Origin of the sequence: Mesorhizobium dulcispinae (assembly GCF_033977345.1) — a bacterium.
In the GTDB taxonomy this organism is placed as follows: Bacteria; Pseudomonadota; Alphaproteobacteria; order Rhizobiales; family Rhizobiaceae; genus Mesorhizobium; species Mesorhizobium dulcispinae.
On sequence record NZ_JAVIIY010000007.1, the window covers coordinates 322,181 to 344,677 of the forward strand.

The window sequence follows — 22,497 nt, forward strand, 5'->3', positions numbered from 1 at the left end:
AATCAGATTGCTTCGCGCAGGTGGTAGGATTTCGGCCGGGTCAGGTTGTCGTAGCCGATGGCCGAGAGAGCCGCGCCCTTGCCGGTATCCTTGACGCCGGTCCAGACCAGCGCCGGATCGAGATAGTCGCAGCGGTTCATGAACACCGTGCCTGTCTCGACGCGGTCGCCGATCGCCACCGCGCGCTCGGTGTCGCGCGTCCAGATCGACGCCGTCAGCCCATAGGGGCTGTCGTTCATCAGCGCGATCGCCTCCTCGTCGTTGCGCACCTTCATGATGCCGACGATCGGGCCGAAGCTTTCCTCGCGCATGACGCTCATCTGGTGGTCGACGTCAGTCAGCACTTCCGGCGCCAGATAGGGCGAACCGGCTTTGTCGTTCTCGACCTTCATGCCGACGTGCGCCTTGGCGCCCTTGCGCAGCGCCTCGGCCTTCTGCTCGCGGATCAGGTCGGCGAAGCGAGCCTGCGCCATCGGCCCCATGGTCGTCGCCTGCTCCAGCGGATTGCCGACGACATAGTTCCTGGTCTCGGCGATGAAGCCCTCGACGAACTCGTCATAGACCTTCTCATGCACATAGACGCGCTCGATGCCGCAGCAGCACTGGCCGGAATTGTAGAAGGCGCCGTCGACCAGGTTGGCGACCGCATGGTCCATCTTGGCGTCGGGCAGCACATAGGCCGGGTCCTTGCCGCCGAGCTCGAGACCAAGCGTCATGAAAGTGCCGGCCGCCGCCTTCTCGATGGCGCGCCCGCCCGCCACCGAGCCGGTGAAGTTGACGTGGTCGATCTTACCGGAGCCGAGCAGCTTCTCGGTCTGGGCGTGGTTCATGACCAAGTTCTGGAACAGGCCCTTGGGCAGGCCCGCCTTCTCGAAGGCCTGTTGAAAGCGCTCGCCGACCAGCAGCGTCTGCGCCGCATGCTTGAGGATGACGGCACTGCCAGCCATCAACGCCGGGACGATGGTGTTGACCGCTGTGAGATAGGGATAGTTCCAGGGCGCGATCACCAGGACGACGCCGAGCGGCACCTTCTTCACATAGCGCCGAAAACCGTCCTTCGGATTCGAGGCCATGACCGGCTTCAGCGCCTGTTCGGCGATCTCGACCATATAGTTGGTGCGTTCCTTGACGCCGCCGAACTCGCCGCCATAGCGCACCGGCCGGCCCATCTGCCAGGCGATCTCCGGCACGATCTCGTCGGTCATCGCAACCAGGGCCTCGAGCATTGCCAGCATATATTTGCCGCGCTCGACGACCGGCGTCTCGGCCCATTTCTCCTGAGCGGCTTTGGCTCGCTCGACCGCTGCGTTGATCGCCTGGTCGGTCGCGACCGGCCGCTCGGCATAGATCGAGCCGTCGATGGGGGATTTCAGTTTGACCGTTTCGGTCATGTCTTCCTCGCAGTTTTACAACAATCGAAAATCACGTGGCTGGCGCTGCATTCACGCGCCTACCGGCATCATCGTCCCGCATGCCGGCGGCGAGACGGTGGAGTGCTGATCTCACGGCACGCTAGTACCGCTCGAACCCCCGGTGCAGCTCCCAATCCGTGATGCGGCGATCGTATTCGAATTGCTCCCAGCGGGCGGTATGCACGTAGTGTTCGACCACATCCTCGCCGAAGGCCTGCTTCAGCATCGTGGAGGTCGCCAGCGTCTCGGTGGCATCGCGCAGCGTCTTCGGGATTTCCGGCAGTTGCGACGCCTGATAGGCATCGCCGACGAAGGGCTTCTGCAGTTCCAGCTTCTCGTCGATGCCGGCAAGGCCGGCCGCGATCAGCGCGGCGAAGGCGAGATACGGATTGAGGTCGGCGCCGCCGATGCGGCATTCCATGCGGATGCCTTTGGTGCCCTCGCCGCACAGCCGGAAGCCGGCGGTGCGGTTGTCTTCGCTCCACATGATCTTGGTCGGCGCGAAGGTGCCGGCCTGGAAGCGCTTGTAGGAGTTGATGTAGGGCGCCAGGAACCAGGTGAACTCCTTGGCGTATTTGAGCTGGCCGGCCGCCCATTGCTGGCCGAGGGTCGACAGCGTCCATTCCGCATTTTTGTCGAAGAACAGCGGCGTCTTGCCGTCGGCGCTCCACAGCGAATTGTGGATGTGGCTGGAATTGCCGGCGAGGCCATAGTTGTATTTGGCCATGAAAGAGATCGCCTTACCTTCGGAATCGGCGATCTCCTTGGCACCATTCTTCAGGATGACGTGGCGGTCGGCCATTTCGAGCGCCTCGGCATAGCGGACGTTGATCTCTTCCTGGCCTGGCCCCCACTCGCCCTTGGAGTTCTCGATCGGGATGCCGGCGGCTTCCATTTCGTTGCGCAACCGGCGCATCACGCCTTCTTCCTTGGTGGTGATGCCGATCTGGTAGTCGCCGATATAGGGCGAAGCCGAGTCGAGGCCCTGCCAGTGCTTCTTGCGCGCGGATTCGTAGGTCTCGCTGAACAGGTAGAATTCGAGCTCGGAGGCGAAGTAGCCAATATAGCCGCGCTCCTTGAGCCGATTGACCTGCTTCTTCAGGATCGCGCGCGGCGAGTGCGCCAGGTCCTCATGGTCGTGATGGTCGAGCACGTCGCAGATGACCAGCGCCGTCTTTTCGAGCCAGGGGATCCGCCGCAGCGTCGACAGGTCGGGCTTCATGACGAAGTCGCCATAGCCCTTCGACCAGCTCGCCGCCTTGTAACCGGGCACCGGCTCCATATCGACATCGCAGGCGAGCAGATAATTGCAGCCATGCGTCTCGCCATGTGCGGAATCGACGAAGTACTGGGCCAGGAAGCGCTTTCCCGCGAGCCGGCCCTGGATGTCGACAATGCAGGCCAGCACCGTGTCGATCTCGCCGTTCGAGACCGCTTCCTTCAACTGATCGAAAGAGAAATTCCCGGCCATTCCTTTGGCACTCCAACACTTGTCTATTGAAAGGAAACCATGGCCGGCACGACGCCGGCCATGGTCATGAAGACGGATATCAGTTGCCGGTCTCGCCGACTGCCTGTTCGGCTACCTTGATGGCTGCCTGGCGCTTGGCGATCTCATCGCCGATCGGCGGCCCCCGGAAGCGGCGGTTCTCGAAGCCGTACCAAAGCACCGCGGTCAGCAGGATGAAGGCGATGGTGATGTAGAGCACCTTGTCGTTTGGCGGCTGGACGGCGATGTAGAAGATGATCGCCATGCCGATGACCGACAGGATGCAGAACAGCTTGAACAGGCCACCACCGAGATTCCATGGGCCGGCGTTTGGCCATTTCGCCGTGCCGAAGGCCAGCATGCCGAGCACGATCGGAATGGTGAACGACAGGAACAGGAACACCAGCGTCGAATTGACGACGATGGTGTAGATATTCGTGCCGCCGATCGAGATGAACTGGGCCAGAAAGACATAGATGATCTCCAGGACAGCAGCCGTCCAGATCGCGTGGACGGGCGTGCGCCAGGTCGGGCTGACCTTGGCAAGCGAGGCCGAGCCAACCGGCATGCCGCCATCGCGCGAGAAGGCAAACAGCATACGCGAGGCAGAGGTGACGGTGGCGAGGCCGCACAGGAACTGGGAGATCAGGATTGCCAGATAGAGCAGTTCCTTGAGCCATACGGGCAGGATCGCGTCCATCGTCGAGAAGAAGACGCTCCAGCCCTGCTTGGCGCCGGCCGCCAGATCGGGGATTGCCAGAGTGATCGCGCAGACCATCGCCCAACCGATAAGCGACGACCAAAGCACCGACGAAATGATTGCTCTGGGAACGGAATGCGCGGCCTTCAGCGTTTCTTCCGACGTATGCGCCGACGCGTCATATCCGGTGATGGTATAGACCGGCAGCAGCAGGCTGAGTAGGAACAGGTAGCTCATGGAATCCGACTGCGGGAAAACCCCGCCGCCGGCGTCGCCCGAATAGTTGGTGAACGTCCAAAGCCTGGTGACGTCGATTGCCGGGGCAAATGCCAGACAGGCGACGATCAGCACCGCCGTTGCGCCAAGGATCAGGAAGCCGGAAGCGTCGGTCAGCATGGCGGTAAGTTTGATGCCGAAATGATTGCAGAGCGCCTGGATCACAGTGATGATAGCAACGAACCCTACAACCTCGCCCGCGGTTCCGGTCATGCCGAACCAGCTGCCGAATGTTCCGACGAAGAAGAAGGCGGTGCCGATGTTGATGGCGCCGAGCACGGTGATCAGGCCAAGCAGGTTGAGCCAGGCGGTAAGCCAGCCGGTGAAGCGGTTGCCGAGGATCGACGCCCAGTGATAAAGGCCGCCCGCCGTAGGGAATGCCGAGGCGATCTGCGCCATGGCGAGGGCAAAGAATCCGGAAACGGCGCAGCCGACAATCCAGCCGATGCCCGCACCGGCGCCGCCGATCGAAGACGTCGCCTGGGCGAAGGAGTTGATGCCGCCTGACAGGATGCAGATGATCGAGAACGAGATCGCGAAATTCGAGAAGCGGCTCATGCTTCGCGACAGTTCCTGGGCATAGCCCATTCCGTGGAGAACCTTTAGGTCCTCGTGCTTGTCGACTTCCGTGTAGTCTTGCGCTGACATTTTAGTCCCCTATTCGTTCGTTTTTAGCTGGCCGACTGTACTGACTTTCCCATTACGCGTTGTCGGGAGCCTCTGGCCTCCTCGGGCTCCAGATTCGAAAATATGCCTGTGAGCAGATCCGCCCATTTCCGCTGCCCGGTCTCGCCGGAGATTTCATCGTTGCGGATTTCGATCATCGCGCAGGCAAGGCCGCGCGAGCGCGCGTGCCGTTCCAGCGTGAAGTAAACACGGTCGGCCGGCGAATAGGGTTCGTTGACGCCGACGGTGACGCCTGCAAGCCGCTGCAACGCCGATATCAGCGGCGCCGCCAGCCTGCGGTCGTCGTCATGGATGACGCCAATATGCCAGGGCCGGCTCTTGCCTTTGAAAAGCGGCGTGAACGAGTGCACCGACACGAGCCACGTCTCCTGGCCGCGCGCCAGCCGCTCGTCGATGAGACGGGCGACCGTGTCGTGGAACGGACGCCAAGCCAGGTCGACCCGTGCGGCGCGCTGCTTTTCGGAAAGACCGGCATTGCCGGGGATGGCCGTCGTTTCGCTGACCGGCGGCACGAGGTCCGGCGCGTCGAGTGGCCGGTTGCAGTCAATCACCAGGCGCGAGACACAGGTCTCGACCAGCGTGGCATCGAGCGCATCGGCCATGCGGCTGGCGACAGGCAGCGCGCCGGGATCCCAGGCGATATGGCGGGAGAGGTCCTCGGCGGGCAAGCCGAGCGTGCCGAATTCGGCGGGCAGGAAGTTCGAGGCGTGGTCGCAGGTGAGAACGAAGGGGCTCGAGCCGCCGGGGTTGGTCACCCTTACGGTTTCCGACGCTGCAAGGCTAGCCGGCCGTGCTTTCTCCATACTGCAGTCCCCTGGGGAGCGCTGTATCTTATGTTACGTATTTTGCCTCATTGCGTCCCTGTGAATGATTTCATACACTTTATCCGGCTTTGTCAAACGCGGAATTCCGAAAACGCCGGCGACCGGGTCGAAGGGTGGGGAAAACGATGATCTCCAGCATTGCCGAACTGATCTCGGACCGCATCGGGACAATGCCCGCCGGCGAGCGCCGCGCCGCGCAGACGCTGATTGCCAACTATCCGCTGACAGGGTTGAAGACGGTGGCCGAGTTCTCGACCGCGGCGGGAGTCTCATCACCGACAATCCTGCGTTTTGTCGCGAGATTGGGCTTCCAGAACTATCCCGAATTCCAGTCGGCGCTGCAGGATGAACTGGCCGCGCAACTTCAGTCGCCGGCGTCGCGCACGCTCAACCCGGCGTCGCCCGCCGGCGGCGGTGCCGTTTCGCCGATGCTGGAGGCGACGCTGGAAAACATGCGCGAGACATTCCGACACCTCTCCGACAGGCAACTCGCCGACATCGCCACAAGGCTTGCCGAGCGGCGCGGCAAGACCTTTCTGATCGGCGGCCGCTTCACCGATCCACTGGCGCGCTACATGGCCGCCCATCTCGCCATCATCCAGCCGGATGTCTACCACCTCGCCGGCCAGGAGAGCATCTGGCGCGACCGGCTGATCGACATGGGCAAGCGCGACGTGCTGGTGATCTTCGACATCAGGCGCTACCAGGAAAGCCTGGTCCGCTTTGCCGAGAAGGCGCACCAGCGCGGCGTCCAGATCGTGCTCTTCACCGACCAGTGGCTGTCGCCGATCGCCCGCTTCGCCCGCCATGTGATCGCCGGGCGCACCGCCGTGCCTTCGGCCTGGGATTCGTCCGCCGCCCTCTTCGTCGTCGCCGAAACGCTGATCGCCGCGGTCACCAGGCAACTCGAAGCCGCCGGCGCCAAACGCATCCGGGACCTGGAGAGCCTGCGCTGAGCCGATCGCCACCCACAATATGCGCTATGGCTTAATAAACACCTTGCCATTCGGTTTGGCCAACTCGGCCGGCAGCCGCGCCATCGCCTCGTCAAGGGGCACCACCGCGGTGACGTCCGTCGACCAGCGTCCATCGGAAAAACGCTTCTGCGCCTCGAGCACCGCCGGGCCGAGCCGGTCGCGGAACTGCCGCATCCATTCGGCCAGCCAGAAGCCTTCGATGCGCTTGTGCTGGAAGATCAGCTGCCCCGGCTCACGGATGACCGTCGGCTCGGCATCGAGCCTTCCATAGACGATCCAGCGCGAACGCTTCGGCATCGCATTGAAGATGGCCGAGGCCAGCGGTCCGGTGACGGCGTCGAGGAAGATGCGCGGCTGCTCGACCTTCATCGCCTCGCGCAGCGCCTTATCGAAATCCGCCGCCTTCTCGTTGAGCACATGGGTGGCGCCGAGTTCCTTCAACAGCGGAATCTGCTCGTCGCGGCGCACGGTGACGATCGGCCGAAAGCCCTCCTCCTTCGCCAGGCCGATGATCAGCTTGCAGAGCTGGCTCGCGCCGGCGGTCATGATGAAGGCCTTGTCGCCTTCCTGCTTGACGATGTCGAACATGGCTAAAGCAGTCAGCGGATTGACGATCATCGCCGCGGCATCCTCGTCGCGCACCGTGTCGAGCAGCGGAATGCAGGACGCGGCCTCCGCCACCGCATAGTCGGCCCATGCGCCCCAGTTCGACACACCGGTGGCGAAGGCGACACGCTTTCCTTCGAGACTCTTTGCATACGGGTCGTCGCCCGTCGCGACGACGATGCCGACGCCCTCGAAGCCGGCCGGCCGGCCCTGCACGCGCGGCTGGCCGTATTGGCCCTTGATGAAAGCGATGTCGGACGGATTGATCGAGGCGAGGCCGACCTTGATCAGCGCCTGCGACGGGCCGGGCGTCGGCACGGCGATGCTACCAGGCTTCAGATAAGGCTCCATCGCCTCCAGCGTGCCGGCCGAAGGTGTCCTGGTGTAGCCGTCGCCGACAAGCAACAAGGCCTTCATTTCCGATGCAAGCGCCATGGCGGTCAGACCTTTTCCTGGGTGTATTTCCTGAGTTCAGTGCGCGCCACCTGCCGCCGATGCACGGCATCCGGTCCGTCGGCGAGCCGCAGGGTTCTCAGATGCGTCCATGAGCGCGCGAGCGGCGTGTCCTGGCTGATGCCTTGCGCGCCGAACATCTGCACCGCCTCGTCGGTAACTTTCAGCGCGACGCGCGGCGCCACCACCTTGATCTGGCTGATCCAGGGCGCGGCGGCGCGCGCGTCGCCCTGGTCGATCATCCACGCCGCCTTGAGGCACAAGAGTCTCGCCATCTCGATCTCCATCCGGCATTCGGCGATGATGTCGAAATTGGCGCCGAGCTTGGCCAGCGACTGGCCGAAGGCCTCGCGCCGCACGGAACGCTGGCACAGCATCTCCAGCGCCATCTCGGCCTGGCCGATGGCGCGCATGCAGTGATGGATACGTCCCGGCCCCAGCCTCCCTTGCGCAATCTCGAAACCCCTGCCCTCGCCGAGGATCAGGTTCGCCGACGGCACGCGCACGCCCTCGAATCTGAGATGCATATGGCCATGCGGCGCGTCGTCGTCGCCATAGACCTGCATGGGTCGCAGCTTGGTGACGCCCTTGCTGTCGGAGGGCACCAGGATCATCGAATGCCGGCGATGCTGCGGCTCGTCGTCAGACCCGGTCCTGACCATGACGATGTAGATGGCGCAGCGCGGATCGCCGGCGCCCGACGCCCACCATTTCTCGCCGTTGAGCACATAGTCGTCGCCCTGCCGCTCGCAGCGCATCGAAATGTTAGTCGCATCCGAAGAGGCGACGTCCGGTTCGGTCATCAGATAGGCCGAGCGGATTTTCCCTTCGAGCAGCGGCTCCAGCCATTGCCGCTTGTGCTCTTCCGAGCCGTAGCGCTCCAGCACTTCCATGTTGCCGGTGTCAGGCGCCGAGCAGTTGAAGGTCTCGGCGCCGAGATGCGCCTTGCCCATCTCCTCCGCCAGATAGGCATATTCGACCGTCGACAGGCCGTAGCCGCGCTTGGAATCGGTGAGCCAGAAATTCCACAGGCCGCGCTCCCGCGCCGTCTTCTTCAGCCCTTCGAGGATTTCGGTCTGTCTGGCCGTGTAGGCCCAGCGGTCGCCGCCCTTCCCGACCTCGGCAAGAAACGCCTCGCCGAGCGGCGCGATCTCGTCGCGCACCATCGCGGCCACGCTCTGGTGGATCGGCTTCAGCCGCTCGGTCATGCCGAGATTCATGTCCGCCATCGGTTCAGGCCCTTTCGCAGATGCATCTTTACCCGTGGCTAGGATGACCGTACTTCGGCTAGCCTTGTCAACGCGAGTCCTTCGGTTCCGGCCGGGACGAAGCACGTGGGAGGAGTTAGGATGAGCTATCTCGACAGGCTGTTCTCGGTCGCCGGCAAGACCGCGCTGGTGACCGGTGCCGCGACCGGCATCGGCCGCATGGTCGCGACCGGACTGGTGCGGGCCGGCGCCACCGTGATGATCGCCTCGCGCAAGGGCGAGGACTGCATCCGGGTCGCCAGCGAGCTCAATGCGCAGGGCGGCGACGGCCGGGCCGAGGGCTTTGCCGGCGACGTCTCCAGCGAAGCGGGCATCGCCGCTTTGGTCGCCGAGGTGAAGGTGCGCACGGACCGGCTGCACATCCTGGTCAACAATGCCGGCATTTCCTGGGGCGCTCCGCTGGAGGAGTTCCCCTACCATGCCTGGGCCAAGGTGTTCGGCGTCAACGTCACCGCGGTCTTCCACCTGACGCGCGAGCTGCTGCCACTGCTCGACGCCGCCGCAAGCGACGAGGATCCGGCCCGCGTGATCAATCTGGGCTCGGTGATGGGCACCCAGCCGCTGGCCGACTACGCCTACTCCTACACCGCTTCCAAGGCGGCGGTGCATCACCTGACGCGCACGCTGGCGATCGAGTTCGCCGGCCGCCGCATCACCGTCAATGCCTTTGCCCCCGGTCCCTTCCAGAGCCGGATGACGGCCTTTGCCACCGCCACGGAGGAGCAGGCGAAACATGTCGGTAACCATGTTCCGCTCGGCCGCATCGGCGTGGCGGATGACATTGCCGGCGCAACGCTCTATTTGTGCAGCCGTGCCGGAAGCTACGTCACCGGCGCCATCCTGCCGATCGACGGCGGCCAGTCGGTGCAGCACGGGATGACATTGTTCAAGGAATGAAGCGCTCGTTATCCGGGCGGGGTGCGGAGGACATCAGCGTGGAACCGATCAGTCTCGATACGCTTCTGGCCAGCGTCGGCAAGGAAGTCGGCGTGTCGCCCTGGCGCACGGTGACGCAGCGCATGATCGACCAGTTCGCCGACGCCACCGACGATCATCAGTTCATCCATTGCGATCCGGAGCGCGCCGCGCGTGAGACGCCATTCGGCGGCACCATCGCGCATGGCTTCCTGTCGCTGTCGCTGCTGTCGGCCATGACCTTCGAGACCATGCCGCCGATCGAAAACACCAAGATGGGCGTCAACCATGGCTTCGACACGCTGCGTTTCCTGGCGCCGGTCAAGACCGGCTCGCGCATCCGCACGCACTTCGTGCTGGCCGACGTCAAGGTCCGGCCGTCCGGCTGGGTGCAGACGGCGCATGACGTGACCATCGAGATCGAAGGATCGAAGAAGCCGGCCCTCACCGCGCGCTGGCTGACGCTGACGCTGATCGAGCGCCAGCCCGAGACCGCATGAGCGGCGACGCCAACGCGTTCAATCAAGCGGCGCTTGCGCCGTACCTCGAAGCGCATATCCCGGGCTTTGCCGGGCTTTCCGCGATCGAAAAGTTCAAGTCGGGGCAATCGAACCCGACCTATCTGCTCACCGCCGCCAGCGGCCGCTACGTGCTGCGCGCCAAGCCGCCGGGACAACTGCTGAAATCGGCGCACCAGGTCGATCGCGAATTCCGGGTCATGCAGGCGCTTAGCTCGACCGCCGTGCCGGTGCCGCGCATGCTGCATCTGTCCGGCGAGGACTCCCCGATTGGTCGCATGTTCTATGTCATGGAGTTCCTCGACGGTCGCATCTTCTGGGATCCCTCATTGCCGGACGCATCTGGCAATGACGAGCGGGCAGCGATCTACGACGCCATGAACGCGACGCTCGCCGCCCTGCACGACGTCGATATCGAGGCCGTGGGCTTAAGCGATTTCGGCAAGTCCGGCAGCTATTTCGAGCGCCAGTTCGCCCGCTGGACCAGCCAGTACCGCGCTTCCGAGACCGAAAAGATCGTCGACATGGATCGGCTGATTGCCTGGCTGGAAACGCATATGCCGGCCAATGACGGCCGGGTTTCGCTGGTGCATGGCGACTACCGGCTGGACAACATGATCTTCGCCAAGGACAAGCCGAAGGTGATCGCCGTGCTCGACTGGGAGCTGTCGACGCTCGGCCACCCCTTTGCCGACCTCGCCTATCAGTGCATGCAGTGGCGGCTGCCGCATGCTTCCGGCTTTCGCGGCCTCGGCGGCGTCGACCGCGCCACGCTCGGCCTGCCTTCCGAGGAGGCCTATGTCGCCGCCTATTGCCGCCGGCGCGGCATCGACGGCATCGGCAACTGGACCTTCTTCCTGGCCTTCTCCTTCTTCCGGCTGGCGGCGATCTGCCAGGGTGTCTACCGCCGCGCGTTGGACGGCAACGCCTCCAATCCGGAAAAGGCCAAGACCTATGGCGAGGCGGTGAAGCTGCTCGCCGCGCTGGCGGTGGACCTGATCGACAGGAAGATTTGAATACGGGGAGCTGAACAATGGGCCGTTTCGATGGAGCCACCGTGCTGATAACCGGTGCGACCGGCGGCCTCGGCAGCGGCGCGGCCAAAGCCTTCGCCGCCGAGGGCGCGCGGCTGGTCCTTTCCGATCTCGACGAAACGGCACTCGGTGATTTCGCGGCAAGCCTAAATACCGAAACCGCTATCCTTGCCGGCAACATTGCCGACGAGAAGCTCTCCGAGGATCTGGTGAAACTCGCCGTCGAGAAATTCGGCCGGCTGGACATTGCCGTCAACAACGCGGGGATCGTGCATGCCTTCGTGCGCCTGCCGCAGGTGACGTCGGAGGAAGCGCGCCGCGTGCTCGAGGTCGACCTGCTCGGCGTCTTCTACGCCATGAAGCACCAGATCGCGCAGATGGAGCGGCAATTCCGGGAAAGCGGCAAGGGCGGTGCGATCGTCAACGTCGCCTCGGTCGCCGGCCTTTCCGGCGCGCCGAAGCTGTCGGTCTACGCCGCCGCCAAGCACGGCGTAGTCGGGCTCACACGCTCGGCCGCTGTCGAATATGCCAGCAAGGGGATACGCATCAACGCGGTCTGCCCGGCGCACACCAGGACGGCGATGGTCGACGGCTTCGTGCGCTCCACAGGCGCGCCGGAAGCCGAAGCGCTTGCCGAACTCACGCGCGGCGTGCCGATGAAGCGCGTCGGCGAAGTCGACGAGATCGTGACCGGCATCCTTTATCTCGCCGACCCCGGCAACTCCTTCATGACCGGCCACGCGCTGGCGCTCGACGGCGGCATCGGCGCGATCTAGTTCAGGCAAACTGGTAGCGGCTTTTCCGAGCGGAATTGAGTTGGAACAAAGCGTTAGGCCGTACCTTGCGGAACCAACCCGCCGGCTTGTCCGTTGCCGTACAGCGTATATAATTTCGTCAGGCAACCAACCACAAAAGGCAGGCGAACATTGGCGCTGAGCGTTCAGAAACGCCGCGAAAAGCAGAAGGCTGAACTTCGCTCCGAACTGGTCGACGCGGCCCACAAGCTCGTCCAGGAAGAGGGTTACGAAGGGCTGACCATCCGCAAGCTGGCCAAGCGGGTCGGCTACGCGCCGATGTCGGTCTATTCCTATTTCGCCGACAAGCAGGACATCCTGTTCGCGCTGGCCGAGGACGCCTTCGAGACGCTTGCCCGGCGCATCGAGGAGCATCCCGCCGACGACCCGATCGAGGCGTTGCGTGCGGTGATGACCGAATATGCCGCCTTCGGGCTCGGCAACCCCAATGAATACCGCACCGTCTTCATGACCGAGAAGACGCGGCTGCCGGAAGGCCGCAGCTACGAGGACATGGAGGAGAGCAACCCGGCGATGAAGGTGCTGATCAAAAGGGTCGAGGCCTGCGTGGCCGCCGGCAAGCTCAAGGGCGACCCGCGCGCCATCGCCACCATGCTGTGGACGGTCGGCCACGGCACGATCTCGCTGCTGATCACCTTCCCCTTCTATCCATTCGGCGATCCCCAGGCTTATGTGAAGCGGATGTGCGACTTCACGCTGGCTTCATTGTCGGCGCAGGACATCCCCCCGCTCACCGAAACACCGGTCAACTGCTGACCGGTCATCTTTGACCGTTTTGCCCATCCGATCGCTTGATCCGCGGCGGCGAATACCTACGTTCTAGAAAATTTGTCGTACACGTACAAATTCGCCCTTGAATTCACCTTCCGTTAACCGTATATGTACGGCATATCGTACATGTACGAAACTGGAGACGGAAGATGAAACGGACAATCCTCGCTCTCGCTGCCGTGCTGGCCTTCTCGGGCGCCGCTTTCGCTGGCGCGAACCAGTCGGCCAAGCACGTTACGGCCTGCGCCGAGACCCACACCAATGTGAAGCTCGACTGCACGGCGACCGGCTCGGTGGAAAAGACCGACGCCACGAACACCCAGACCAAGGGCCCGCGGCTCGGCATGGACGTGAACCCGTGGTTCGTGCCCGGCCTCTAATGCATGTCGCCCAAAAGTGTGCAGCGGTTTTGGGAAAACGACATGCATCAAACAGTGCTTAAAGCGCGTCGCGCTTTAAGCACTGCGAAATTGGAAACGAAAACGGACGGCACTTGGCCGCCCTTTTTCGTTTCGGCTGTTCCAACGCTCGAAGCGATCCGCAAGCCCGCTATTTCTGACGTGGCTTCGTTCCCGCCGCGCTTTTGGCCTTCCTAGGCTTCGCGGGAGAGCCGGAAATGGAAGTGCCGGTGATCGACACCGGATCGCTGGCCGGAAATGTATCCTCGAGGCCTTCCTCGAGTTCTTCTTCCTCGATCTCGCGATGTCGCTCCCGCTCCAGCGAACGGACCGCAGCTGTTTTCTTGGGCGACTTCGGCGCGGATTTGGACGGCATCGGCTTCTCCCTCGCTGGAGCAATTCCAGGAAAAGTGCGCAGCGGTTTTCCGTCCGGAATTGCGACGACACAAATGCCCGAGCGGGTCCGCGATTCATGAGGCGCCGAGCCGCTCCAGTCGCAAACAACGGAACGGGCGAGCGATGGTTCCTGCAGCACCGTTCCTTTCGGAGCGGCCGCTGCAAAGCTCAGTGCGCCGCGTCGCTCGCCGCTTCCGACAGCAGAGTAAAGACATAGTCCGAGAAGGAACGCCAGCACTCCACCCGGAACGTGTCTTCCGCGGTGCGCAGCAGCACGATCTCGGCCTTGCCCAGGATGGTGCGCGACGCCGCTCCGACCGGGAAGGCTTCGAGCGACAGATCCTGCGGGCAGCCGGAGTTGACCGTCACGGCAGCGGCAGGCCCGGCGACCGAGATCGCGACATTGCGATGCGAGATGCCGACCGCCGAATGCAGCGCCGAGACCTTGGCGCAGTCGGCCAGCGGATCGTTGCCGGCCTCGTCGACGACCAGCCATTCGTCCGGCCCGAGCCACAGCACGGTGCGCCCGCCCTTCGTGGCCGAGCTTTTCGGCTTCGCCGGCAGCGTCACGCTCAGCGCCTTGGAGAGCGCAGCGAGCGAAGCCTCCGGCGCGCGCAGCGAGATGCGTTCGGCCGGCGGCAGGATCTCGACCTTGACGCCCGGCGCCGACACGGCACGCCCGGCGAGCGCAGGGCGCCGCTCGGCCGAGGTTTCGGCGGCTTTTGTCTTGGCGGCAGCCTTAGCCATTGAGGCGCTCTCCCTTCTCGTCGACGAACACCATGCCGGTGACCTCCACCTCGATCGTGCCGTTCGGCATCGGCACGTAGAGCGTCTGCCCCATGCGGTCGCGGCCGCCGGTGACCAGCGCCAGCGCGATCGAGCGTCCGCAATTCTCCGACCAGTAGCTGGAGGTGACGTGGCCGATCATCTTCATCGGGATCGCCTGTTTCGGGTCGTCGACGATCTGCGCGCCCTCTTCCAGCACGACCTTCGGGTCCTTGGTCTTCAAACCGACCAGTTGCTTGCGGCCCTTGGCGACCAGATCGGACCGGGCCATGCCGCGGATGCCGACGAAGTCGGTCTTCTTCTTGCCGACCGCCCAGTCGAGACCGGCATCGTTCGGCGTCACCGTGCCGTCAGTGTCCTGGCCGACGATGATGTAGCCCTTTTCGGCGCGCAGCACGTGCATCGTTTCGGTGCCGTAGGCGGTCGCGCCATGCTTCTGGCCTTCGGCCCACAGCGCTTCCCACACTGCCTCACCATAGTCGGCCGGCACGTTGACCTCGAAGCCGCGCTCGCCGGTGAACGACATGCGGAAGAGCCTCGTCGGCACGCCGCAGATCTTGCCCTCGCGCACCGACATATGCGGCAGCGCCTCGTCCGACATGTCGATGCCTTCGACCAGCGGCGCGATGATCTCACGCGACTTCGGCCCCTGCACCGCGATTACCGCCCATTGCTCGGTGATCGAAGTCAGCCAGACGTTCAGATGCGGAAATTCGGTCTGGAGGTAATCCTCCATGTGATGCATGACGCGCGGCGCGCCGCCGGTCGTCGTCGTCACATGGAAACGGTCCGGCGCCAGCCTGCCGACCACGCCGTCGTCATAGATGAAGCCGTCCTCGCGCAGCATGATGCCGTAGCGGCAGCGGCCGGGCTCCAGCTTCTCCCACGGATTGGTGTAGAGCAGTTCCATGAACTTGGCGGCGTCCGGCCCGACCACCTCGATCTTGCCGAGCGTCGAGGCGTCGAACAGGCCGGCCGACTTGCGAACCGTCACGCATTCGCGGTTGACGGCGGCATGCATGTCCTCGCCGGCCTTGGGGAAATACCAGGCGCGCTTCCACTGGCCGACATCCTCGAACACAGCACCCTGGGCGGCCGCCCAGGGATGGGTCGCCGTCCTGCGGGTCGGGTCGAACAGGGCGCCACGCGCATGGCCGACGATCGAGCCGAAGGTCACCGGCGTATAGGGCGCGCGGAAGGTGGTGAGGCCGACCTGCGGGATCGCCTTGCCGAGCGTCTCGGCCGCGATCGCCAGGCCGTGCATGTTCGACGTCTTGCCCTGGTCGGTCGCCATGCCGTTGGTGGTGAAGCGCTTGACATGCTCGATCGAGTGCATGCCCTCATGCACCGCCTGGCGGATGTCCTTGGCGGTGACGTCGTTCTGGAAATCGACGAAGGCCTTGACCGTGGTGTCCGGCCCGGCGCCGGGGGCAGCGCCCAACATACCGCGGGACCAGCTTTCGCTGGCGTCGACCTTCGGCTTGGCGCTCTTGCCCGTCTTGACGCTGGAATCCTTGCCGCCGGCCTCCTTCGCAGCCTTGGCGCCGGCCGCATAGGCCTCGTCGATCGTTGCGGAGAGCCCGTCCGTGCCGTTGCAGGCGCCGACCGAGACGCAGTCCTGCGCATAGGTTCCCGGCACGAAGCGCCGCGTCTCCTCGTTGAAGGCGACCTTGCCGCGCGACTGCGAGAAGAGATGCACCGACGGCGTCCAGCCGGCCGACATCAGGATGGCGTCGACCGCAATGGTGCGCTCGCCGCCGCCGATCTTCGGCTGCACGGTCATCGACGAGACGCGCAGCTTGCCGCCGGCGCGAACCACCGCGCGGCCGAAATTGATCTCGATGCCGAGGCCTCTCGCCTCGTCGATCGCCGGTCCGGTCGGATGGTCGCGCAGGTCGACGATTGCGGCGATATTGACGCCGGCCTTCTTCAGGTCGATCGCGGCAGCGTAAGCCGAGTCGTTTGCCGTGTAGATGCCGACATTCCTGCCGACGGCGACGCCATAGTGGTTGAGATAGGTGCGCGCGGCCGACGCCAGCATGATGCCCGGCCGGTCGTTGTCGGCGAACACCATGTGGCGCTCGATGGCGCCGGTCGCCAGCACCACGCGCCTGGCGCGGACCTGCCACAGGCGCTCGCGCGCCAGCTCACGGCCGGGGCTCTTGAGATGATCGCTGACCCGCTCGACCAGGCCGACGAAGTTCTGCGCGTAATAGCCGAAGGCCGTCGTGCGCGAGAGCACGCGGACATTGTCCATCGCCTTGAGCTTGGCGATCGCCCCTTGAGCCCAGGCAAAGCCATTCTCGCCATCGATTTTCGCGCCGCTCTCGAAGCGCAGGCTGCCGCCGAATTCGGCCTGCTCGTCTGCGAGTATCACGCGTACGCCCGTTTCGGCAGCGGCGAGCGCCGCGGCGATGCCGGCAGCACCGCCGCCCAACACCAGCACGTCGCAATGCGCATAGCGCGCGGCGTAATGGTCGGGATCCGGCCGGTCGGGGGAGACGCCAAGGCCGGCCGCGGCGCGGATCTTCGGCTCGTAAAGATCCTTCCAGGCCCATTTCGGCCACATGAAGGTCTTGTAGTAGAAGCCGGCCGAGAACATCGGCGAAGCGATGTCGTTGACCGCGCCGACGTCGAAGGCGAGCGAGGGCCAGCGGTTCTGCGAGTGCGCCGTCAGCCCGTCATAGAGCTCCTGCACGGTCGCCCGCACGTTCGGCGTCTTGCGCGCGTCGTCGCGCACGATCTGCACCAGCGCGTTGGGCTCTTCCGCGCCGGCCGACAGGAAGCCGCGCGGCCGGTGGTACTTGAAGGATCGGCCGACCAGATGCACGCCGTTGGCGAGCAGCGCCGAGGCGAGCGTATCGCCCTCGATGCCGGCATACGGCTTGCCATCGAAGCTGAACGAGGCGGTCCTCGCCTGGCTGAGGCGCCCGGCGCCGGAAATGCGGAAGGCGGCGTTCATTTCGAGGCTCCAGGCAGCTTCGCGGGCTTCGGCTCGCCGGCCTTGTAGGTCATGACGAACTTGTCAGTGACGGTGTCGCGCACGGCATTGAAGAAGCGCGCGCAGCCATGGATATGCCGCCAGCGCTCATAGATGACGCCTTTCGGGTTCGAGCGGATGAAGAAGAATTTCTCGAAATCGTCTTCGCTTTCGGCAGCAATGTTGGTCGGGCGCGCGATATGCGCCTCGCCGGCATTGCGGAACTCGAGTTCCGGGCGCTCTTCCTCGCAATAGGGACAGCGGATGAGAAGCATTCTGTTTCGTTCCTACAATTCGCCGTGGCCGATGGCCGGTTGATTGCAAAGCCCCAGGCCAAAAGTCAGCATCAGTGCGCCACCGCCGCCGCAGCCGCTTCGTCGATGAGGCGGCCCGTGCGGAAGCGCTCGAGGGTGAAGGGCGCGTTGATCGGGTGCGGGTCGTCCTTGGCGATGGTGTGGGCAAAGACGTTGCCGGAACCCGGTGTCGCCTTGAAACCGCCCGTGCCCCAGCCGCAATTGACATAGAGCCCCTTGACCGGCGTCTTCGCCAGGATCGGCGAGCGGTCAGGCGTCACGTCGACGATGCCGCCCCAGGAGCGCAGCATCTTCATGCGGGTGAAGATCGGGAACATCTCGCAAATGGCGTCGAGCGTGTGCTGCAATATGTGCAGGCCGCCGGTCTGCGAATAGGAGATATACTGGTCGGTGCCGGCGCCGATCACCAGCTCGCCCTTGTCCGACTGCGAGATATAGGCGTGCACAGTGTTCGACATGATCACGCACGGCACCACCGGCTTGACCGGCTCCGACACCAGCGCCTGCAGCGGGTAGCTCTCCAGCGGCATGCGCACGCCGGCCATGTCCATGATGACCGAGGAATGGCCGGCGGCGACCACGCCGACCTTTTTGGCGCCGATGAAGCCGCGCGTCGTCTCGACGCCGGTGACGGCGCCATTGGCCGCGCGCTTGACGCCGGTGACCTCGCAATTCTGGATGATGTGCACGCCGCGCGCCGAGGCGCCGCGCGCATAGCCCCAGGCGACGGCATCGTGCCGTGCCGTGCCGCCGCGCCGCTGCAGCGCGGCGCCCATCACCGGGTAGCGCGCCTCCTTGGCGATGTTGAGCGGCGGGCAGAATTCTTTCGCCTGTTCCGGCGTCAGCCACTCATTGTCGATGCCGTTGAGCCGGTTGGCATGGATGTGGCGCTTGAACACCTGGACGTCATGGACGTTGTGCGCCAGCATCATGACGCCGCGCGGCGAATACATGACGTTGTAGTTGAGCTCCTGGGAGAGCCCATCCCACAGCTTCAGCGCATGGTCGTAGATGCCGGCGCTCTCGTCATAGAGATAGTTGGAGCGGATGATGGTGGTGTTGCGGCCGGTGTTGCCGCCGCCGAGCCAGCCCTTCTCCAGCACCGCGACATTGGTGATGCCGTGCTCGCTCGCCAGATAATAGGCCGTCGCCAGGCCATGGCCGCCGGCGCCGACGATGATGACGTCGTATTCCTTCTTCGGCTCGGGCGAGGTCCACTGTTCTTCCCAGCCCTTGTGGCCGCGCATCGCCTCGCGGGCAATGGCGAATACCGAGTATTTCTTCACGTTATAGCCTCGCGCCAAAAATCGCGGATGTCGTCCGCCTCGTCACGCGAGGAGTATCACTAGCGAAACCGCACCGCCATCCTTGCGCTGTTTGCGACGGCGCTTGCCGTTTTGCGCCATGGTCAAAATGATGCATCCGATCTGGCTTCTGCAGCTCTCTTGGGCGACACTCCCTTTCGCCTGATGCCAGAGGATGATGATGGGTAACGCTTGGTGGAATCTGACTCTGCGCTTTCTGCTCGAACTTTCTGCGTTGCTTGGCCTCGGCATGGCCGGGTGGACCTTTTCGACCGAGTTCTGGCGCTGGATACTGGCTATCACCTTGCCTCTCGTCGCGGCTGTGTTTTGGGGCACCTTCGCCGTGCTCAATGATCCCAGCCGGTCGGGCCAGGCCCCGGTGCCAGTGTCAGGCGCCGTCAGGCTGGTGCTGGAACTTATTGTACTGTTCGGCGGTGCCGCCGGGTACTATCTCGCCGGTCATGCAGCCACTGGCATAGTCATGGCTCTGCTGATTGCCCTCAGCTACGCCTTCTCGCTGGACCGACTGGGTTGGCTGTTGCGGCAGTAGGGCCACCATCTGCTTTTGCGGGTTTCGGGTGGCCGCGACCGTCCTCATTTGCGACCAAGCATCCCAGCCGCTGGCAAGACCGGCACAGAGGAAGGATGAGGAAGATGTTCGCACTGACAGACAAGGTCGCCATTGTCACCGGCGCCAGCTCCGGCATCGGCCGCGCCACCGCCAGGCTGTTCGCCGAGCAGGGCGCCAGCCTCGTCGTCGCGGCGCGCCGCAAGGCGGAGCTTGACGCGCTCGTTGGCGAGATCGAGGAAGCCGGTGGCGCGGCGGTCGCCCTTGCTGGCGACGTAAGAGACGAAGCCTATGCGAAGGCCTTGGTCGACCTCGCCGTCAAAAGCTTCGGCGGCCTCGACATCGCCTTCAACAATGCCGGCGCCGTCGGCGTGATGGCGTCTGTTCCCGATATGGCGCCGGCGACCTGGCAGGAGACGATGGACACCAACCTGACCAGCGCCTATCTCGCCGCCAGGCACCAGATCCCGGCAATGCTTGCGCGCGGCGGCGGCTCGCTGATCTTCACCTCGAGCTTCGTCGGCTATACCGCCGGCATGCCGGGCATGGCCGCCTATGCCGCCGCCAAGGCGGGCCTGATCGGGCTGACGCAAGTGCTCGCCGCCGAATACGGACCGAAGGGGCTGCGCGTCAATGCGCTGCTGCCCGGCGGCACCGACACGCCAGGCGCCACGACCACCACGCCCGAGGCTCGCGCCTTCGTCGAGGGCATCCACGCCTTGAAGCGCATGGCCCGGCCGGAGGAGATCGCCCGCTCTGCGCTCTACCTTGCATCCGACGCCTCCAGCTTCACCACCGGCACGGCGCTGTTTGCCGATGGCGGCGTGTCAATCAACCGGTCGTGATCCGGTTGGCCGCGGGCCGACGTGGTCATCCGCCAAAATATTGCAATGCGGCCTTGCATTCCGGTCCGATTTGACGATTTGGTTTCCCGTCGAAAACGGACCGGAACGATGCTGCTGATCAGAACCTATGTCGCCCAGAGCGCCATCGAAGGCGTCGGAGTTTTCGCCGCCGAGCCGATCAGGAAAGGCGCCTCGATCTGGCGGCTCGATCCCGATTTCGACCGGCTGATCCCGATGGAGAAGTACGAAGCGGCGCCGCCTCATTTGAGGGAATTGCTCGACCGCTACGCCTATCCGAGCCCGGACAAGCCGGGTTTCATGGTTTATGAAGTCGACAATGGCCGCTTCATGAACCATGCCGAGCGGCCGAATACGGACTTTTCGCAATATGGCGGCGCCACCGCCACACGCGATATCGCGGTCGGCGAGGAAATAACCTGCGACTATGGGGAGTTCTTCGAGGATTTCGCCCGCCTCCATCTTGGCGACGGCCTGGGACCGGAGGCCGGCAAGGCGCAGCGCCTCGGCTTTTGATCGCGGTTTCTGCAATCAACGGTGGACAGCACGGCCTGATTCTGCTATCAGCCGCCACAATTCGCGGTGCAGGTCACTGCGGAGGTTAGCGGCTATGGCCGTTTGCCTTATGATTTCAAACCCGAAGACAGGATTGCACGTGCAGGTACTCGTCCGCGACAACAACGTTGATCAGGCGCTTCGCGCGCTGAAGAAGAAGATGCAGCGCGAAGGTATTTTCCGCGAAATGAAGATGCGCGGTCACTACGAGAAGCCGTCCGAGAAGCGTGCCCGCGAGAAGGCTGAAGCCGTGCGGCGCGCCCGCAAGCTGGCCCGCAAGCGCGCGCAGCGCGAAGGCCTGCTGCCGATGACCCCGCGCCCGGCTCCGGCTGGTGCTGCCGGCGCATCGCGCTCGCCGCGCTCATAACGCCAATTTTTCGTCCTTTTCGAAGGATACCGAGGGTGGCGCGATGCGGAATCGCCGCCACCCTTTTGTTTATGCATAGGAGCCGGTTCGGAGAGGGAACGGACTGACGGCGCTGCGGCAGTGAGGACAAAGATGAACGCAATTTCCGTGGAGCGCAAAACCGCTTTTCGCGGCTTCGCCCTGACGGCGGCCCTGCTTTCGGGTCTGACGCTTGCAGCATGCCAGACGGCCCCGACGGGTGAGTTCAACAATATCGACAAGGCGCAAGGCTCGACCGAGAACATCTCCTCGCTATCGGCGGTGATCCAGCGCAATCCGCAGGATCCCGAGGGCTACAATGTGCGCGGTTCGGCCTATGGCCGCGGCGGCCAATACCAGGCGGCGCTCAAGGACTTCGACCAAGCCATCCAGCTCAATCCGAATTTCTACCAGGCCTATTCGAACCGTGCGCTCATCCAGCGCTTCCTCGGCAATCAGGAAGCGGCACTTGCCGACTACAACCGCTCGATCCAGATCAATGCCAACTACGACGCCGCCTATATCGGTCGCGGCAATCTCTACCGCAAGGCGGGCCGCACCCAGGATGCCTTCAACGACTTCCAGAAGGCGATCCAGCTCGACACCACCGACGCCCGTGCCTACCACAACCGCGGCCTGATCTATCAGAGCCAGGGCCAGCACAAGTTCGCCATCGAGGATTTCTCGACCGCGATCTCGCTGGCGCCGGACGCCGCCGAGCCCTACAACGGCCGCGGCCTTTCCTATCTGGCGACGGGTGACGAGGACAACGCCTTCTCCGACTTCAACATGGCCATCAAGCTCGACGGCAAGAACGCCGAGGCCTGGGCCAACCAGGCGCTGATCTACGAGCGGCGCGGCGACAAGGTAAGGGCTGCCAAGTCCTACCGCGAGGCGATCCACCTCGACCCGAACTACCAGCCGGCCAAGGACGGCCTTTCCCGCACCTCCGCCAGCGCCAGCTGACCGGAAGCTGGCGTCGGCTAACCAAAGCGCGTCGCCTGAATCCATTTCGGTGCGACGCTGTTCAGGTGCTGCACGACGCTTGGCATCGCCGGCGATGGTTCTGTTTGGCAGTGTTGCGGTACTGAGACACCGATAGCGATCTGTTAACCGCCAACGGCAATGCACTAGAGCGGTTCAAGATTTGACGGAATCGGAGGGGATTCCTGATTTGTCGGATTTGTGATTCAAGATGCTGGC

The 22,497-nt window shown here is 64.1% G+C and carries 23 protein-coding genes; 12 read left to right on the forward strand and 11 right to left on the reverse strand.

Annotation, left to right across the window (positions count from 1 at the left end; genetic code table 11):
- Positions 1-2: 2 nt before the first annotated feature.
- From RFN30_RS18005 to RFN30_RS18020, 4 genes are all read right to left on the reverse strand, one after another.
- Positions 3-1,391, reverse strand: a complete 1,389-nt coding sequence (locus RFN30_RS18005; protein ID WP_320263417.1) for an aldehyde dehydrogenase family protein — start codon at positions 1,389-1,391, stop codon at positions 3-5.
- A 121-nt stretch (positions 1,392-1,512) separates the two neighbouring features.
- A complete protein-coding gene (locus tag RFN30_RS18010) occupies positions 1,513-2,883 on the reverse strand; it encodes a glutamine synthetase family protein (protein ID WP_320263418.1) in 1,371 nt (456 codons plus the stop codon).
- A gap of 79 nt (positions 2,884-2,962) precedes the next feature.
- Positions 2,963-4,525, reverse strand: coding sequence for an amino acid permease (locus tag RFN30_RS18015; RefSeq protein ID WP_320263419.1), 1,563 nt, complete (start codon positions 4,523-4,525; stop codon positions 2,963-2,965).
- Positions 4,526-4,548: 23 nt separating this feature from the next.
- Complete coding sequence (locus RFN30_RS18020; RefSeq protein ID WP_320263420.1) at positions 4,549-5,367, reverse strand: N-formylglutamate amidohydrolase; 819 nt, start codon at positions 5,365-5,367, stop codon at positions 4,549-4,551.
- A 146-nt stretch (positions 5,368-5,513) separates the two neighbouring features.
- Here RFN30_RS18020 and RFN30_RS18025 point away from each other — a divergent pair, with 146 nt between their 5' ends.
- Complete coding sequence (locus RFN30_RS18025; protein ID WP_320263421.1) at positions 5,514-6,344, forward strand: MurR/RpiR family transcriptional regulator; 831 nt, start codon at positions 5,514-5,516, stop codon at positions 6,342-6,344.
- Between the two features lie 24 nt (positions 6,345-6,368).
- Here the strand turns inward: RFN30_RS18025 and RFN30_RS18030 are convergent, their stop codons facing one another.
- Together RFN30_RS18030 and RFN30_RS18035 are read right to left on the reverse strand one after the other, a co-directional pair.
- Positions 6,369-7,406, reverse strand: a complete 1,038-nt coding sequence (locus tag RFN30_RS18030; RefSeq protein WP_320263422.1) for a zinc-binding dehydrogenase — start codon at positions 7,404-7,406, stop codon at positions 6,369-6,371.
- A 5-nt stretch (positions 7,407-7,411) separates the two neighbouring features.
- Positions 7,412-8,653 (reverse strand): acyl-CoA dehydrogenase family protein, encoded by a 1,242-nt coding sequence (locus RFN30_RS18035; protein WP_320263423.1) that lies wholly within the window; start codon positions 8,651-8,653, stop codon positions 7,412-7,414.
- A gap of 120 nt (positions 8,654-8,773) precedes the next feature.
- Between RFN30_RS18035 and RFN30_RS18040 the strand changes: the two genes are divergently transcribed.
- From RFN30_RS18040 to RFN30_RS18065, 6 genes are all read left to right on the forward strand, one after another.
- On the forward strand, positions 8,774-9,589 hold the full coding sequence (locus RFN30_RS18040; protein ID WP_320263424.1) for an SDR family oxidoreductase: 816 nt from the start codon (positions 8,774-8,776) through the stop codon (positions 9,587-9,589).
- Positions 9,586-10,107 carry a MaoC family dehydratase gene (locus RFN30_RS18045; protein WP_320263425.1) on the forward strand — a complete coding sequence of 174 codons (522 nt, stop codon included), beginning with the start codon at positions 9,586-9,588 and terminating at the stop codon, positions 10,105-10,107. Before RFN30_RS18040 ends, RFN30_RS18045 begins: the two co-directional genes overlap by 4 nt.
- Entirely contained in the window at positions 10,104-11,141 is a 1,038-nt protein-coding gene (locus RFN30_RS18050; protein ID WP_320263426.1) for a phosphotransferase, read from the forward strand. The genes RFN30_RS18045 and RFN30_RS18050 overlap by 4 nt, the downstream gene beginning before the upstream one ends.
- 17 nt (positions 11,142-11,158) lie before the next feature.
- The gene (locus RFN30_RS18055; RefSeq protein ID WP_320263427.1) at positions 11,159-11,935 is read left to right on the forward strand and encodes an SDR family NAD(P)-dependent oxidoreductase; all 777 of its coding nucleotides are present in this window, start codon (positions 11,159-11,161) and stop codon (positions 11,933-11,935) included.
- Between the two features lie 150 nt (positions 11,936-12,085).
- Positions 12,086-12,730, forward strand: a complete 645-nt coding sequence (locus tag RFN30_RS18060; RefSeq protein ID WP_320263428.1) for a TetR/AcrR family transcriptional regulator — start codon at positions 12,086-12,088, stop codon at positions 12,728-12,730.
- A 164-nt stretch (positions 12,731-12,894) separates the two neighbouring features.
- Positions 12,895-13,125, forward strand: coding sequence for a DUF680 domain-containing protein (locus RFN30_RS18065; RefSeq protein ID WP_320263429.1), 231 nt, complete (start codon positions 12,895-12,897; stop codon positions 13,123-13,125).
- A gap of 169 nt (positions 13,126-13,294) precedes the next feature.
- Here RFN30_RS18065 and RFN30_RS18070 read toward each other — a convergent pair whose 3' ends face one another.
- The 5 genes from RFN30_RS18070 to RFN30_RS18090 all read right to left on the reverse strand — a co-directional run bounded on the left by RFN30_RS18070 (position 13,295) and on the right by RFN30_RS18090 (position 18,905).
- The gene (locus tag RFN30_RS18070; protein WP_320263430.1) at positions 13,295-13,519 is read right to left on the reverse strand and encodes a hypothetical protein; all 225 of its coding nucleotides are present in this window, start codon (positions 13,517-13,519) and stop codon (positions 13,295-13,297) included.
- 188 nt (positions 13,520-13,707) lie between these two features.
- Entirely contained in the window at positions 13,708-14,286 is a 579-nt protein-coding gene (locus tag RFN30_RS18075) for a sarcosine oxidase subunit gamma (RefSeq protein ID WP_320263431.1), read from the reverse strand.
- Positions 14,279-17,287 carry a sarcosine oxidase subunit alpha gene (locus RFN30_RS18080; RefSeq protein WP_320263432.1) on the reverse strand — a complete coding sequence of 1,003 codons (3,009 nt, stop codon included), beginning with the start codon at positions 17,285-17,287 and terminating at the stop codon, positions 14,279-14,281. The genes RFN30_RS18075 and RFN30_RS18080 overlap by 8 nt, the downstream gene beginning before the upstream one ends.
- Positions 17,284-17,580, reverse strand: coding sequence for a sarcosine oxidase subunit delta (locus tag RFN30_RS18085; protein WP_067002607.1), 297 nt, complete (start codon positions 17,578-17,580; stop codon positions 17,284-17,286). Before RFN30_RS18085 ends, RFN30_RS18080 begins: the two co-directional genes overlap by 4 nt.
- Positions 17,581-17,651: 71 nt before the next feature.
- Complete coding sequence (locus tag RFN30_RS18090) at positions 17,652-18,905, reverse strand: sarcosine oxidase subunit beta (protein WP_320263433.1); 1,254 nt, start codon at positions 18,903-18,905, stop codon at positions 17,652-17,654.
- Positions 18,906-19,098: 193 nt separating this feature from the next.
- On the opposite strand from RFN30_RS18090, the gene RFN30_RS18095 reads away from it, so the two are divergent.
- From RFN30_RS18095 to RFN30_RS18115, 5 genes are all read left to right on the forward strand, one after another.
- Positions 19,099-19,473 carry a YrdB family protein gene (locus tag RFN30_RS18095; protein ID WP_320263434.1) on the forward strand — a complete coding sequence of 125 codons (375 nt, stop codon included), beginning with the start codon at positions 19,099-19,101 and terminating at the stop codon, positions 19,471-19,473.
- A gap of 104 nt (positions 19,474-19,577) precedes the next feature.
- The gene (locus RFN30_RS18100; RefSeq protein ID WP_320263435.1) at positions 19,578-20,336 is read left to right on the forward strand and encodes an SDR family oxidoreductase; all 759 of its coding nucleotides are present in this window, start codon (positions 19,578-19,580) and stop codon (positions 20,334-20,336) included.
- A gap of 108 nt (positions 20,337-20,444) precedes the next feature.
- Positions 20,445-20,870 (forward strand): SET domain-containing protein, encoded by a 426-nt coding sequence (locus RFN30_RS18105; RefSeq protein WP_320263436.1) that lies wholly within the window; start codon positions 20,445-20,447, stop codon positions 20,868-20,870.
- Between the two features lie 139 nt (positions 20,871-21,009).
- Positions 21,010-21,276: a 30S ribosomal protein S21 gene (gene rpsU, locus RFN30_RS18110; protein ID WP_027165252.1), complete on the forward strand. Its 267-nt coding sequence runs from the start codon at positions 21,010-21,012 to the stop codon at positions 21,274-21,276.
- Positions 21,277-21,408: 132 nt separating this feature from the next.
- Positions 21,409-22,260: a tetratricopeptide repeat protein gene (locus tag RFN30_RS18115; protein ID WP_320263437.1), complete on the forward strand. Its 852-nt coding sequence runs from the start codon at positions 21,409-21,411 to the stop codon at positions 22,258-22,260.
- Positions 22,261-22,497 lie beyond the last annotated feature (237 nt).

What these genes read in the sequence shown, in the direction of transcription:
- RFN30_RS18005 (WP_320263417.1), bottom strand. Translation starts at nt 1,391, where the DNA reads ATGACCGAAACGGTCAAACTGAAATCCCCCATCGACGGCTCGATCTAT.
- RFN30_RS18010 (WP_320263418.1), bottom strand. Translation starts at nt 2,883, where the DNA reads ATGGCCGGGAATTTCTCTTTCGATCAGTTGAAGGAAGCGGTCTCGAAC.
- RFN30_RS18015 (WP_320263419.1), bottom strand. Translation starts at nt 4,525, where the DNA reads ATGTCAGCGCAAGACTACACGGAAGTCGACAAGCACGAGGACCTAAAG.
- RFN30_RS18020 (WP_320263420.1), bottom strand. Translation starts at nt 5,367, where the DNA reads ATGGAGAAAGCACGGCCGGCTAGCCTTGCAGCGTCGGAAACCGTAAGG.
- RFN30_RS18025 (WP_320263421.1), top strand. Translation starts at nt 5,514, where the DNA reads ATGATCTCCAGCATTGCCGAACTGATCTCGGACCGCATCGGGACAATG.
- RFN30_RS18030 (WP_320263422.1), bottom strand. Translation starts at nt 7,406, where the DNA reads ATGGCGCTTGCATCGGAAATGAAGGCCTTGTTGCTTGTCGGCGACGGC.
- RFN30_RS18035 (WP_320263423.1), bottom strand. Translation starts at nt 8,653, where the DNA reads ATGGCGGACATGAATCTCGGCATGACCGAGCGGCTGAAGCCGATCCAC.
- RFN30_RS18040 (WP_320263424.1), top strand. Translation starts at nt 8,774, where the DNA reads ATGAGCTATCTCGACAGGCTGTTCTCGGTCGCCGGCAAGACCGCGCTG.
- RFN30_RS18045 (WP_320263425.1), top strand. Translation starts at nt 9,586, where the DNA reads ATGAAGCGCTCGTTATCCGGGCGGGGTGCGGAGGACATCAGCGTGGAA.
- RFN30_RS18050 (WP_320263426.1), top strand. Translation starts at nt 10,104, where the DNA reads ATGAGCGGCGACGCCAACGCGTTCAATCAAGCGGCGCTTGCGCCGTAC.
- RFN30_RS18055 (WP_320263427.1), top strand. Translation starts at nt 11,159, where the DNA reads ATGGGCCGTTTCGATGGAGCCACCGTGCTGATAACCGGTGCGACCGGC.
- RFN30_RS18065 (WP_320263429.1), top strand. Translation starts at nt 12,895, where the DNA reads ATGAAACGGACAATCCTCGCTCTCGCTGCCGTGCTGGCCTTCTCGGGC.
- RFN30_RS18070 (WP_320263430.1), bottom strand. Translation starts at nt 13,519, where the DNA reads ATGCCGTCCAAATCCGCGCCGAAGTCGCCCAAGAAAACAGCTGCGGTC.
- RFN30_RS18075 (WP_320263431.1), bottom strand. Translation starts at nt 14,286, where the DNA reads ATGGCTAAGGCTGCCGCCAAGACAAAAGCCGCCGAAACCTCGGCCGAG.
- RFN30_RS18080 (WP_320263432.1), bottom strand. Translation starts at nt 17,287, where the DNA reads ATGAACGCCGCCTTCCGCATTTCCGGCGCCGGGCGCCTCAGCCAGGCG.
- RFN30_RS18085 (WP_067002607.1), bottom strand. Translation starts at nt 17,580, where the DNA reads ATGCTTCTCATCCGCTGTCCCTATTGCGAGGAAGAGCGCCCGGAACTC.
- RFN30_RS18095 (WP_320263434.1), top strand. Translation starts at nt 19,099, where the DNA reads ATGATGATGGGTAACGCTTGGTGGAATCTGACTCTGCGCTTTCTGCTC.
- RFN30_RS18100 (WP_320263435.1), top strand. Translation starts at nt 19,578, where the DNA reads ATGTTCGCACTGACAGACAAGGTCGCCATTGTCACCGGCGCCAGCTCC.
- RFN30_RS18105 (WP_320263436.1), top strand. Translation starts at nt 20,445, where the DNA reads ATGCTGCTGATCAGAACCTATGTCGCCCAGAGCGCCATCGAAGGCGTC.
- RFN30_RS18115 (WP_320263437.1), top strand. Translation starts at nt 21,409, where the DNA reads ATGAACGCAATTTCCGTGGAGCGCAAAACCGCTTTTCGCGGCTTCGCC.